The following is a 12,948-nucleotide window of genomic DNA, read 5'->3' on the forward strand; positions in this document are numbered from 1 at the left end:
ATTACTTTTTAAATAAGCTATCTAGCTTTTCTTCAAATGAGTGGTAATTCAAGAAATCATAAAGCTCGGCACGTGTTTGCATGCTCTCTACCACATCTTTCTGATCACCTTTAGCTAGAATATTTTCATAAACATTTAGCGCCGCTTTGTTCATCGCCCGGAATGCGCTTAATGGATATAATACCATTTCCACACCAACCCCGGCTAACTCGTCTTTGTTGAACAACGGTGTTGCACCAAACTCAGTTATATTCGCTAACACCGGAACATTTAACGCTTTGGTAAATGCTTGATATTGCTCTAGAGTGTGCACTGCCTCAGCGAAAATGGCATCAGCACCGGCTTCAACACAAGCCTGAGCTCGTTCAATCGCTGCTTCTAAACCCTCTTGCTGCAACGCATCAGTGCGCGCCATGATTAAAAACTGGTCATCGGTGCGCGCATCTACTGCCGCTTTTACCCGATCAACCATTTCACCTTGAGTTACTATTTCTTTGTTCGGGCGGTGGCCACAACGTTTTTGTGCAACTTGGTCTTCAATATGGAAGCCAGCAGCGCCCGCGCGAGTCATTTCTTTCACGGTGCGCGAAATGTTAAATGCGCCACCCCAGCCCGTATCGGCATCTACTAATAAAGGTACATCGGTAGCACCGGTAATGCGGCGAATATCTTCACAAACATCATTCAACGATGTCATACCCAGATCGGGTAAACCAAACGATGCATTAGCAACACCTGCACCTGATAAATAGAGTGCCTTGTGGCCAACACGTTCCGCCATCATTGCGGTATAAGCGTTAATAGTACCCACAATTTGTAATGGCTGTTCTTGTGCTATCGCTTGGCGTAGCTTTGCGCCCGCACTAGTTACTGATGTCATGTTCATTCCTCATTTGTAGAAGTTGAATTTCGATGTTTTTGCGTGAAGCACCGATATGGCGGCGCATCAATAAATCGGCTAGTTCGCCATCACGATTCGCAATGGCGGTAATAATGGCTTTATGTTCATCAAATGCTCTGGAAACGCGAGGGCCATTCATCCCTAATTGAACACGATACATACGAACTAAAAAATATAGTTCATCGCAGAGAATATTGATGAGATATGCGTTTTTGCTACCTAAAATAATTCGATAATGAAAATCTAAATCGCCTTCTTCTTGGTAGTAACTCTCGCCTTCACGAACTCGCTGGCTGTTAAGATGCTGATCAAGCAGCGCACTGAGTTCGTCAACTTCGTGTTCTGGCATGTTCTCAGCTGCCAAACGGCACGCCAAACCTTCAAGCTCTTCACGTAATTGATATAAAGAAAGTAACCCTTCAGGAGAAAGCTTAACTACTCGGGCACCCGCATTCGGTGTTCGTTCAATTAAATGGCAACGTTCTAGCCGCGCCAGCGCCTCACGCAGTGGAGCGCGGCTTACATTAAAGCGGCGCGCTAATTCCGGTTCACTAATTTTGCTTCCCGCCGGAATATCACCCTCAACGATAGCGCGCTGTATTTCTAACAGCACGCGATCTGAAGCGGTAATCGGCGAACGCCACACTGGACTTTGAATAGGCATAGATTGTCGACATAATTAAACAGAACGCTAATTATAGTGATTCATCAACCTCTATTCAAGGCAGATTGTCGACAATATGTAGCAAGTAGACCTGTTTACAAGTACTGAACGCAAAACGGCCACATAAATATGAATTTATATGGCCGTTATCGTTTATTAGCAAAGATCTTGGTAGTGCAGCTTAGTTTAATGTTTTCAGGTAATCATCATAACTACCCGAGAAATCACGTAAGCCGTTATCGGTAATCTCGATAATACGCGTAGCTAGCGATGAAACAAACTCACGATCGTGGCTTACGAAAATCAAAGTACCCACATATTTTTCCAAGGCTAAATTCAATGATTCAATCGATTCCATATCCAAGTGGTTAGTTGGCTCATCCATCACTAAAATATTGGGCCGTTGCAGAATTAGCTTGCCGAAAATCATACGGCCTTTTTCACCACCAGAAAGAATACTTACAGGCTTGGCGATATCATCTTGCGAGAACAGCATACGGCCAAGCACGCCACGCACCGATTGCTCATCATCTGAAGGCTTTTTCCATTGCATCATCCAATCGAGTACATTCATTTTGCTTTTAAACATATGCGCATGATCCTGCGCATAATAGCCGATATTTGCATTTTCCGACCATTTCACAGTACCGGAATCAGGTGTGTAATCACCCATCAAACATTTTAGCAATGTGGTTTTACCAATACCGTTGGCGCCCAAAATAGCTACTTTTTCGCCTACCTCGATTACGGTAGATAACCCTTTAAGAACATGATTATCATCAAAGCTCTTTTTCACTTCTGTTAATTCTAAAGCTAACCGATAAAGCTGCTTATCCTGATCGAAGCGAATAAACGGGTTTACTCGGCTTGAAGCTTTCACTTCTGAAAGCTGAATTTTTTCAATCTGCTTTGCCCGCGAGGTAGCTTGTTTAGCTTTTGAAGCATTTGCCGAGAAACGGCTTACGAAGCTCTGTAGTTCAGCAATTTTATCTTTCTTTTTCGCATTATCAGAAAGCAATTGCTCACGCGCCTGAGTGGCCGCAAACATATATTGATCATAGTTACCCGGGTATACCCGCAACTCGCCGTAATCAATATCAGCCATATGCGAGCACACACTATTTAAAAAATGCCGATCGTGCGAAATAATAATCATGGTGCACTGGCGTTGATTCAATACATCTTCTAGCCAACGAATAGTATTGATATCAAGGTTGTTGGTAGGCTCATCGAGCAACATAATATCTGGCTCAGCAAACAGAACCTGCGTTAATAATACGCGTAATTTCATGCCCGGAGCTATTTCCGACATCAGGCCCCAATGTTGATCTTCAGGGATACCAACACCTAATAACAACTCACCAGCACGAGATTCTGCGGTATAACCATCAAGCTCAGCGAATTGCACTTCTAAATCAGCAACGCGCATTCCATCTTCATCGCTCATTTCAGGGTTACTATAAATGCGGTCGCGCTCAACTTTTACTGTCCAAAGATCTTCATGGCCCATCAGCACGGTATCAATCACTGAAAAATCTTCGTAAGCAAATTGATCCTGGCGTAATTTACCCACGCGCATATTAGGCTCTACAGAAATATTTCCGGCAGAAGGCTCAAGCTCACCGCTTAAAATACGCATAAAGGTAGATTTGCCACAACCATTCGCGCCAATTAAACCGTAACGGTTACCTTGGCCAAATTTCACGGAAATATTTTCGAAAAGCGGTTTTGCACCAAATTGCATGGTGATGTTTGCAGCAGAAATCACGTATTGAGTATCCAAAAAACGAAGAAAACGGAATGTGGTGGCCATCTAGGTGCTAACGCGAACGCTAGTTTGTTACCGAGGGGGAACGCACAAAATTTGAGCGCCGTAATGTACTCTTTTTAACGTAAATAAGCAAGGTGAAAGGGCTCGCGGCAGTTAAGATAATTACCGCAAGCTATGTATTGGCGTGTTTATTAGTTAGCCGTTTGAGCGCCAAACATACTAACCAGCCGCGTTAACCGCAACGAGTTGTATTGCGGCCAGAGCCTTTCGCTTCGTATAGAGCTTTATCTGCTCTCACCATAAGGCTTTGATAATCAAAATCATCGTCTAGCTCAGCAACGCCAATACTTGCAGTTATGTGAATGCCGTTGTTGATATCAGCAAAATCAGTACCCTCAATAGCTTGCCGAATTCGCTCACAAATATCTTGTGATTCTTCGCATCCAGAGCCTGGGAATAAAATTGCAAATTCTTCGCCACCCCAGCGGGCAACATAATCAACTTCGCGCACTGCACTAGTTAATACTTGAGCTAGTTTTTGTAACACTCGATCACCGGCTTCGTGCAGATATTGATCGTTAACTTGTTTGAAATGGTCTAAATCTAGAACCGCTAAACTCAGTTTGGCACCATTACGCAAACTACGTTTTACTTCCAGTTGCAAACGTTGATCAAACGCCCGCCGATTCGGCAAACCTGTAAGCGCATCTTCGTGTGCCAAGGCCTCAAGTGCCGCAGTTTTTTCCTCAACTAATCGTTCAAGCCGCTCCTGATTTTTATGAAGGCTTCGCACTCGATGCCAAATCAACGCAAAAATAGCAGCCACAACTACCAACCAGAACCACCAAGTTTGATAATAATGGGGGGCTTTACTAAAGCTAATATCAACACTATCCGACCAACCACCCCCCGGATAACGGCTACGTACCGAAAAGGTAAATTCGCCGGGCGGCAAACTGGTATATTCGGCAAACGTGAAGCTACCCCGAGAGATCCATTCATCATCGAAGCCAGCCAGTTTCACTTGATATTGAATGTGCGCAGCCATACGATAACCCAAGCCAATATATTGAAATTCTATACGATCATCATCGGCCTTTAACCTTGCGCCAGAAAAGAATTCGCCAGCATTTGAACGCGCTTTTTCAATCACTAAAGGCGGTGCGCTAAGCCCATGGCTATCAAAATCTTCAGGCGCTATAACAGCCACACCCTCAGCAGTTGCATACCAAATATGGCCATCGTCATCTATCACCGATGAAGGCCCGCCGGTATTTACTTGGCTACTCGCCATACCATCTGATTCAAGGTACTGGTTAGTTGTTACCATGGCCTCCGGGTTTTCCAGCCAACGTTCAACATTCGCTCGGCTCACTCTGGTTATTCCTCGACTACTACCCAGCCACAAATTTTCATCAGTATCAAAAGCTAAAGAGAAATACTTATCCAGCGGCATACCATTTCTGCGGCTGAGCCAGCGCCAGCACTCTGGATTTGATGAATGAGATAACCCCAGCGATGCATATTCTGCTGTTATATCATTCGCAGAACAATCGGCGGCAGAATAAACCAGCACACCACGATCGGTTGCAAACCACATATTTCTTTTATGAGATAAAGCGGCAAACGTATTTCGTGCTAGCGTTATTTCATCCAGATTAATAGCTTCAATTTGCCACTCATCTACTGAACTATAAACTCCGTTCGTATGAATTTTCGAAATACCTGCCGTTGATGCAGCCCATAAATTACCATTTTCATCCAATTCTAAACCCGTAATGGTTGGGTCGATTAAACCATCATCCAAACCGAATGTTCTTACGTGAGTTAACTCTCCCGGGCGAGCATGCATAATAACCAACCCGATAGGAGTTCCCAGTGCTAGGTATTCTGAGCCCGGTAACTTTTGAATCGCCCGCACTTCAGCCAAGGGCATTCCATTCGCTCGGCCATACCTTGCTGTTATTTTATCGTCGATAACCTGTAGCAAACCGTGAGTATACGAACCCACATAATACGCATCACTTTCTGGATCTTCGCCAAAAGCCAATACCGAGATATCTTTAAGCTCTGCAGAAACTAATCCTAATTCCATATTCTCAAAACGGCTCACCCCCTCATTTGTACCTACCCATAGCCGGCGTTTCTGATCTGCCATTGTTGCTCGCACATAATTACCCACTAGGCCCTGAGTGCGAGTAAAGCTAGTGAATAAAGCATCGCGTAACTGCACTAAGCCACCGTGGGTGGAAACCCACATGTTATCTTCGCGATCTTTAAAAATATCAAGCACATGAGGGTTTGGTAGCCCATCCTGAACCGATAACGTGCTAATACCCGAATCACTGATGCGGCCCAACCCGTTAGTTAAAGTGCCAAACCAAATCGCATGATTTGGGCCCTCAGCTAAACTCGTAATCGTGCCCTCTATAGGCACTGGCCATGGCTTAAATTCAGTGTCCGCCTTACTTTGATAAAAAAGCCCATCATCACTTGCCGCTAACAACATGCCGTTAGAATGCTGCAACACCGCACGCACTTGGCTGCCACTCACTGCTGCAACAGCCTCGAAACGATCTGTTTCGCGTTCATAGCGAGCTAACCCTGCACTAGTACCAACCCAAATTTCGCGATCTCGCCCGGCAACAGCAGGCGCCTCATAAACATGGTAAGCAAAATTACTCGGTAAGCCTTCCGCTTGTTGATAGCGATGCATATTCGCTTCTGTATCATAACGAACAAAGCCAGCCCCGGAGGCTGCAGCCCACACATTTTGTTCACTATCCACAAGAATACTGAATATAAAAGAAGGTGCTGCAGGAAGTGGTTGCCAACGTTCACCATTAAACCTAGAAATACCCCCGCGCGGGCCGCCAATAACGATTTCGTTAGTTTCGCGGTTGAGGGCTATGCCCATCACACCGAGTTCCGGCACTTTTAACTCATCGAGGTTATCGAACACGGTAAAATCTCGGCCGTTAAAACGCACTGGGCCTTCCCATGTGCCTAGCCAAAGATAACCATCATTAGTTTGGGTGATGCCATTAACTGAATTGTGCGGCAAGCCATCGCGAGTGTTCCAATGGCTTAGCGCGTATTGTGAAAGGGGTTTGCTATTACGCGAAAATGGTTTCAGTGAATGTTCAAGTGCTGATGAACTAACCTGTGAATTTATATCGCCATTTTCATTGGCATGTACCGCAGAAACATTTGTGCCTCCCAGTAAACTGAGAAAAATTGCCGTTCCTAATAACCAAATTTTCTGCATGTGATTCTTATTATGTTTGGCGCATCGCATCTGCCTTTTTCCTTAAAGTGCAGCCTCGATTTTAACGGCACACCGTCTATTCGCTAATAATCAAGGTATTACTATGGGTAGTATTTATTATTGGGTTTTTTACAGCCGACATATCAGATGCGGTAAGCACGAAAGTTGCACTGCGCTTCTGGTTGCCTCTGTTAGCTAAAATCTATAATAGTGAACTTAGCACTTCCTGATACTGATGCAAATCAAATCAATTCAGATTAGTTTTAACAAAACTTGCTAGATACGCATGCCTTGTATGTTTGCTATACTGGCTCATATCGCAAATATCAGGCCAAAGGCTCTGATTTCAGTACTTTGCCCAAGGTTTGACCAAGGAATTTAAATGACATCAGCATTCACCGCATTGCCTCTCGCAGCTCCCTTACTTACTACGCTCGATGAGCTTAATTACAATGAAACCACGCCCGTACAAGCGCAAGCTTTACCTCACGTTTTAGCGGGTAAAGATGTAATAGTTCAGGCGCGAACAGGCTCTGGAAAAACCGCGGCGTTTGCCCTTGGCTTATTGCAAAAGCTCAACATACAGCGCTTTCGCGTGCAAAGTTTAGTGTTATGCCCTACTCGCGAACTCGCCGACCAAGTAGCTGAAGAAATACGTACTATTGGCCGCGGCATGCACAACATCAAAGTACTTACGTTATGTGGTGGGGTGCCACAGCGGGCGCAGATAATATCGCTCGAGCACGGCGCACACATTATTGTGGGCACACCCGGCCGAATTCTTGATCATTTAAATAATCATCGCATCGATTTTTCTGAGCTTACTACATTGGTGCTTGATGAAGCCGACCGCATGTTAGAAATGGGCTTTCAAGACGATTTAAAAGCCATCACCAAAGCAACGCCAAGCACGCGGCAAACGCTATTGTTTAGTGCCACTTATCCGCCACAAATTGAACAGCTTGCCGCTGGCCTTTTAAAAGAACCAGAAACCATTATCGTGGCCGATGCTCCAGAACAAAGCAGCATTCGCCAGGTGTTTTATAGCCTAAATGGTGTACCACGCGATAACGCGGTGAAACGCATTCTGCAAGAATATCAGCCAGCCAGTTGTGTGGTGTTTTGTAATACCAAAAAGGCTACTCAAGCGATGGCCGATAGCTTGCGAACGCAAGGCTACAGCGCACTTGCACTGCACGGTGATTTAGAGCAAAAAGATCGCGATCAAACGTTGGTGCAATTTAATAACCGGAGTGCGCGCGTGTTAGTAGCAACCGATGTTGCCGCACGCGGGCTCGATATTACTGACCTAGATTTAGTTCTAAATTCAGAAATTGCCCACGATACCGATACTCACGTGCATCGAATTGGCCGCACCGGCCGAGCGGGCGCTGAAGGCCTTGCTGTTACTTTGGTAGGTGAAGGCGAAGAACATGGCTTAAGCCTAATCGAAGATCTGCTAGCCAAACAAAATCAACAATATCGTATTGAGCTACAGCAGCTACCTGAACAAAAGTTATTAACTCGCCCACCACTGGAAGCAGCAATGATCACGATTCAAATACTAGGTGGTAAAAAGCATAAATTGCGCCCGGGTGATATTGTGGGTGCCCTTACCAAAGATGATCAAGTGCCGTTTAGCGAGATTGGAAAAATTCAGGTACAAGCCGCTTGGAGTTATGTAGCCGTTACCCCGGGCAAAGAGCGTGTGGCCCTGCATATATTTAATAATAATCGTTTGAAAGGCCGCAGTTTCCGCGCTTTTCGTGTACGTTAGTTAATAATATTAGCAGCCTAGAAATAAGGGAAAACCATGAAATTATATGAAATGGCAGTAGCACCAAACCCTCGAAGAGTGCGCATGTTTCTTGCTGAAAAAGGCTTACTCGATAAGGTTGAGCGGATAGAAATGGATTTACAAAAGGGCGATAACCTTAAGCCCAATTTTGTGGCCAAGAACCCAATGAAAAAGGTGCCTGTATTAGAAACCGACGACGGTATTTTTATCTCTGAAACCATGGCTATTTGCCGCTACATTGAAGAAGCGCACCCAGAAACCCAAAGCCTGTTAGGCGATACCGCGCTTGAGAAAGCTGTTATCGAGCAATGGCTGCGCTGGATAGATTTCTACTTATTTATGCCTACCGGTATGAGTTTCCAGCACGGAAGTGGCTATTTCAACGATCGTATGAACTGTATTAAAGAATGGGCAGAAGAATGCCGCGGTAAAGCCGTTGAGTTTTTTGATTTTCTAGATGCACACTTCGCCAACAACGAGTTTGTTTGCTGCGAACGTTTTACCGCTGCCGATATTAATACATACACCACGGTACAATTTGGTAAAACTATTGGCCTGCGCGTAGGTGATGATCGCCCTCATCTAAAAGCATGGCACGATCGTATTCATGCTAGAGAAAGCGCTAAAGTTTAAGCATTGTTAACACTGCAGCTTATGGATTATGTGGCTTTGAGCTATTCAAGCTAACTTGCGGTTACCACATAATCCAAAGCAGCGAAGCTACCGAAACAATTAGCCAAAGCACTACCGCCAGCAGCATTGGCTTAAAGCCAGCCTGGCGAATAATATTTAGCGACATTGAAGCACCCACCAAATACAAACACACCACTAGCAAACGCTTGGCCCAATTGAAAATTTCGGTATACAGCATTTCACCCTGAGGTAGTAAGTTAGCAATCACTATCGCCAACACATAAAAAATTATGAAGGTAGGTATCAACTGCACTTTCGGCTTTGCCTCGGAAACCCTTCCTACATCACCTGAGGCTGAAGCTTGTGCTGCCCTACTTTGCTGAACGCGTTGATACACAAACGCCGAGAGCACCGCCAAAGGCGCAATAGCAAGCGCCCGCAACAGCTTTACTGAAGTGGCAACTTCAATCGAATCGCTGCTATACACCTCTGCAGCACCCACTACCGAAGAAGTATCATGAATAGCAATCGCCGCCCAAATACCAAACTCTTGTGGGCTCATGGCGAGCCAATGGCCTACCAGTGGGAAAACAATTAAACCCACTGCATTCAATACAAATACACAACCGAGCGCTACGGCAATTTGATCCGGGCGGGCTTGGATAGTAGGCGCCACAGCGGCCACCGCGCTACCACCGCAAATCGCAGTACCAGCACCAATCAAAGTGCCCGTTTTTCTGTCCATTTGCAGTAAACGCGAAAAGCCTAACGCCAGCAACAAGGTAACCACGATGAACACCACTATCATCGGCAAACTAGTGAGTGCTGCCGATTTAGCCGCAGCAAAACTTACGCCAAAACCTAGCCCAACAATTGAAATCGCTAGTAGTTTTTTCACCAATTTCGCTGGGTTAATTTGTGGTGGAACCCATTTGAGCAGTGCCATCGTTAACCCTAGCACTAACGCTAAAGATGAGGATATCAGCGGAGTTAAACAAAGCAGCCCAACAAACAGAAAAATAATATGTTTCAAAGCGATAACTTGCATTTAAGCTCCGGTTGCTGTGGTTATGTTCGCTTACCTTCTAATAGCAAAGAATATACAGTATTTGATACATAGATAGTAGAAAGCCGAGCCTATGTAAAGATAGGCTCGGCTGAGATTAAAAGCGAAACATATGGCTAATTAGATAAACTGCTTGAATGCATCGTCCACCGGAGTTTTCGCGATATGATTAATATAGTTACTCATGATTTTTTGCGAAACACCCAAAATTACCTCTAATACTTGCTGTTGCGTGTAACCAGCGCTAGTGAATTCTGCCAGTTCTTCCTGACTGATTTCACCACGTTTACGCACAACCGTTAAGGTAAAGTTAAGCAGGGCATTGAGTTTTTTATCACTGAGAGATTTTTTCTCACGCAGCGCATTGATGATCTCATCATCAACATTCATGCTTTTCGCTATGCCGGTATGCGCTGGAATACAATAATGGCAATCATGCTCCACGTTGATGGCTAACCAAATAACATTTAACTCGTTCGCGTTGAAGCTCGTTTCTGAAAACAAGGTATGCAAACGTTGATAAGCCTCAAGCACTTTTGGCGCTTCAGCCATTACCCCATGTAAATTTGGAATCATGCCAAAACTATCGCTCGAATCTTTTAATAACGGTTTGCTGCCTTCTGGTGCTGAATCGATATTATGAATTTTAAAATTACTCATTTATCACTCCTTCTTCATTTCGAGATCAAATCATTGTTACCCAATCAGGCAAATATTGAATTGCCCATATTTCTAAAACTTTATCGATACCGGTGAAAATTATTAGCGCAATAACTAACAACGAATAGCCCAGAATCAACTTTCCAATCTTTCCTGAAGTGCGCAATTTATTTAACTGCAAGCCAGCTGCATAGCCGATACCAATGAGAGGTAATGCTGTACCTAGCCCGAACGCTACCATCACTAAAAATGAGCTACCTAGGCTCTCGCCAGTTGATGCTAACGCAATAGCTGCGCCCAATGTTGGCCCTACACAAGGTAACCAAACTAAGCCTAGCGATCCGCCAACCAAAAATTGCATTGCCGTTCCGCTGCTCTGTACGTTCGTACCCGGTAATCTGCTTACCCAACCCGAGAGCACAGAACTAAACGCATTGGAAAGCCATGGAATTACCAAAACTAAGCCTATGATCAGCATTAATACTGCTGCAAAGCTGCGCATGATATCGGGTTGCAACCCTGCACTCATTAGCAAGTAGGTTAGTAGGGTGCCGCCTAACGCGAACGTTAGCGCTATACCCGCCGCAAGAAACCACAAGCCGGCTTTAGATGCCCGCATTGCCGAAGCAGTAACCGCGGGCACCATTGGCAAAACACATGGTGAAAGTAAACTCAAAATACCGGCAGCAAAAGCTAACGGAATTGCGGTAAATTCCATGCTTTACTCCGAACTTAAGCGTGCTTCTGCTTTTTTCAGCTCGCTGCTTATTGGCTCCTGCCGAGTTTCGGCAACACTAAACCATAATTGCTCTTCTCCATGAAAGAGAATAAACGTAGATTGACGTGGTGCTTTAAAGTAGCTCACCCATTCTTTTTGGCTATCGTAGTTCACTTCAAGAACTAAAATTTCGCTATCAGGGTTCGCTAGGAAATAATCATTTAAGCGATCTTGTTGGCGAGCGCAGGTTGGACACCATTCTGCCCATACATCCACAAGTATTATTTTATTATCAGCTTGAGCCGCTCTAAATACTGATTCAGTAAATGGCTGTTTTTGCTGCTCTAACGCCGTATTTTCTGCAGCTAGGCTTAATGGTGAAGCTAACATTAATAAAGTTGTGCTAGTGATAACCAGCATTTTTTTTAGGCATGAAAGAATTTTCATAAACCAACTCCTTTTATTGTTGAGTTGGTATTATTTTATGCCTTGGATAGGATTTCTTAGTGCTCTAAAACACCGATAAGATCAACTGAAATGCCGGATTTCGTGATGCTCCCGAAAATCACCAGGAGACATGCCAGAAAATTGTTTGAAAAAACGAATAAATGCGGTGGCAGATTGGTATCCAATCTTCTCTGCAATTACCTCTAACGGTAGTACAGTTTGCAAAAGTAGTTCACGCGCTTTTTGTAAACGTAATTCACCCACAAGATGCTTGGGAGCTAAACCCGTTATCTGGCGACAACGATCAGCAAACGCACTTTTTGATAAAAAACTAAGCTTCGCTAAATCTTCAACTGTCCATGGGTATTCTGGCTTATTCATCACATCAATAACAATTGTACGCAACTTTTCATCACAAATGGCCGCGAGTAATCCAGAGCTACTGACGTTGTCTTGCAGTGCTTGACGTAAAAAATACAGCACTAAAACATCACTTAATCGGCTTACCGCAACATCAGAACCAACACGCTGATTCTGGCTTTCGCTCATAATAAGTTGAATAAGCTGGTTTAAATCACCTGACTGCGCCTCTTGAGGAATGTGAACCACCTCGGGTAGCGATGAAAAAATTGTTTTGGTAAGTATTGATTGCACCTGAATATCGTAACAAACGAGGCCACCACTAACGTGATTGGGCTCACAATATTCGCCACCTATAGCTTTTCCAACATGCTCATTTTTAATGGGTTCCGCAGCAAACCAATGCCTTCGTGTAGCGGTAAACAAAACAACATCGCCAGCATTTAACACCAATTGATCATCTAAATTATCTGGGAAAGCTAACCAGCATGAACCTGCAGTGACAATATGTACACTTGGCCCAGTTGTTTCCTCATGCACTAAACGCCAGGAACCGCAAAGGCCCGATTCAAAAATAAGATGCGAATGAAAAGCGAGTTGCCCCAATAATGAATTTAGTGTTGCTTCATCGTTATCTAGTTTTTTTTGCTTCACCATACCCT

11 protein-coding genes are annotated in these 12,948 nt (G+C 44.4%); 2 read left to right on the forward strand and 9 right to left on the reverse strand.

Annotated features, from left to right (window positions below; all coding sequences use genetic code 11):
- Position 1 precedes the first annotated feature (1 nt).
- The 4 genes from prpB to A28LD_RS02040 all read right to left on the reverse strand — a co-directional run bounded on the left by prpB (position 2) and on the right by A28LD_RS02040 (position 6,604).
- Positions 2-880 carry a methylisocitrate lyase gene (prpB, locus tag A28LD_RS02025; protein WP_007419390.1) on the reverse strand — a complete coding sequence of 293 codons (879 nt, stop codon included), beginning with the start codon at positions 878-880 and terminating at the stop codon, positions 2-4.
- Complete coding sequence (locus tag A28LD_RS02030) at positions 864-1,565, reverse strand: GntR family transcriptional regulator (RefSeq protein WP_007419391.1); 702 nt, start codon at positions 1,563-1,565, stop codon at positions 864-866. Before A28LD_RS02030 ends, prpB begins: the two co-directional genes overlap by 17 nt.
- 181 nt (positions 1,566-1,746) lie before the next feature.
- Positions 1,747-3,333: an ABC-F family ATPase gene (locus tag A28LD_RS02035; protein WP_007419392.1), complete on the reverse strand. Its 1,587-nt coding sequence runs from the start codon at positions 3,331-3,333 to the stop codon at positions 1,747-1,749.
- 235 nt (positions 3,334-3,568) lie between these two features.
- Entirely contained in the window at positions 3,569-6,604 is a 3,036-nt protein-coding gene (locus tag A28LD_RS02040) for a ligand-binding sensor domain-containing diguanylate cyclase (RefSeq protein WP_158091780.1), read from the reverse strand.
- A gap of 382 nt (positions 6,605-6,986) precedes the next feature.
- On the opposite strand from A28LD_RS02040, the gene dbpA reads away from it, so the two are divergent.
- Positions 6,987-8,381: an ATP-dependent RNA helicase DbpA gene (dbpA, locus tag A28LD_RS02045; protein WP_007419394.1), complete on the forward strand. Its 1,395-nt coding sequence runs from the start codon at positions 6,987-6,989 to the stop codon at positions 8,379-8,381.
- Positions 8,382-8,417: 36 nt separating this feature from the next.
- Positions 8,418-9,035 carry a glutathione S-transferase family protein gene (locus tag A28LD_RS02050; protein WP_007419395.1) on the forward strand — a complete coding sequence of 206 codons (618 nt, stop codon included), beginning with the start codon at positions 8,418-8,420 and terminating at the stop codon, positions 9,033-9,035.
- 61 nt (positions 9,036-9,096) lie between these two features.
- Here the strand turns inward: A28LD_RS02050 and A28LD_RS02055 are convergent, their stop codons facing one another.
- The 5 genes from A28LD_RS02055 to A28LD_RS02075 all read right to left on the reverse strand — a co-directional run bounded on the left by A28LD_RS02055 (position 9,097) and on the right by A28LD_RS02075 (position 12,943).
- Positions 9,097-10,083 carry a YeiH family protein gene (locus A28LD_RS02055; protein WP_007419396.1) on the reverse strand — a complete coding sequence of 329 codons (987 nt, stop codon included), beginning with the start codon at positions 10,081-10,083 and terminating at the stop codon, positions 9,097-9,099.
- Between the two features lie 138 nt (positions 10,084-10,221).
- A complete protein-coding gene (locus A28LD_RS02060; RefSeq protein WP_007419397.1) occupies positions 10,222-10,761 on the reverse strand; it encodes a carboxymuconolactone decarboxylase family protein in 540 nt (179 codons plus the stop codon).
- 25 nt (positions 10,762-10,786) lie between these two features.
- Positions 10,787-11,479: a cytochrome c biogenesis CcdA family protein gene (locus A28LD_RS02065; RefSeq protein ID WP_007419398.1), complete on the reverse strand. Its 693-nt coding sequence runs from the start codon at positions 11,477-11,479 to the stop codon at positions 10,787-10,789.
- A gap of 3 nt (positions 11,480-11,482) precedes the next feature.
- Positions 11,483-11,926, reverse strand: a complete 444-nt coding sequence (locus tag A28LD_RS02070) for a thioredoxin family protein (RefSeq protein ID WP_007419399.1) — start codon at positions 11,924-11,926, stop codon at positions 11,483-11,485.
- 81 nt (positions 11,927-12,007) lie between these two features.
- Entirely contained in the window at positions 12,008-12,943 is a 936-nt protein-coding gene (locus tag A28LD_RS02075) for an AraC family transcriptional regulator (protein ID WP_050795124.1), read from the reverse strand.
- Positions 12,944-12,948: the final 5 nt, after the last annotated feature.

Origin of the sequence: Idiomarina sp. A28L, assembly GCF_000218785.1 — a bacterium.
Taxonomy (GTDB): Bacteria; Pseudomonadota; Gammaproteobacteria; order Enterobacterales; family Alteromonadaceae; genus Aliidiomarina.

Excerpts from the sequence above, each read along its gene's own strand:
- A28LD_RS02055 (WP_007419396.1), bottom strand. The coding sequence starts at position 10,083 with ATGCAAGTTATCGCTTTGAAACATATTATTTTTCTGTTTGTTGGGCTG.
- A28LD_RS02030 (WP_007419391.1), bottom strand. The coding sequence starts at position 1,565 with ATGCCTATTCAAAGTCCAGTGTGGCGTTCGCCGATTACCGCTTCAGAT.
- A28LD_RS02040 (WP_158091780.1), bottom strand. The coding sequence starts at position 6,604 with ATGCAGAAAATTTGGTTATTAGGAACGGCAATTTTTCTCAGTTTACTG.
- prpB (WP_007419390.1), bottom strand. The coding sequence starts at position 880 with ATGACATCAGTAACTAGTGCGGGCGCAAAGCTACGCCAAGCGATAGCA.
- A28LD_RS02065 (WP_007419398.1), bottom strand. The coding sequence starts at position 11,479 with ATGGAATTTACCGCAATTCCGTTAGCTTTTGCTGCCGGTATTTTGAGT.
- A28LD_RS02050 (WP_007419395.1), top strand. The coding sequence starts at position 8,418 with ATGAAATTATATGAAATGGCAGTAGCACCAAACCCTCGAAGAGTGCGC.
- A28LD_RS02060 (WP_007419397.1), bottom strand. The coding sequence starts at position 10,761 with ATGAGTAATTTTAAAATTCATAATATCGATTCAGCACCAGAAGGCAGC.
- dbpA (WP_007419394.1), top strand. The coding sequence starts at position 6,987 with ATGACATCAGCATTCACCGCATTGCCTCTCGCAGCTCCCTTACTTACT.
- A28LD_RS02075 (WP_050795124.1), bottom strand. The coding sequence starts at position 12,943 with ATGGTGAAGCAAAAAAAACTAGATAACGATGAAGCAACACTAAATTCA.
- A28LD_RS02070 (WP_007419399.1), bottom strand. The coding sequence starts at position 11,926 with ATGAAAATTCTTTCATGCCTAAAAAAAATGCTGGTTATCACTAGCACA.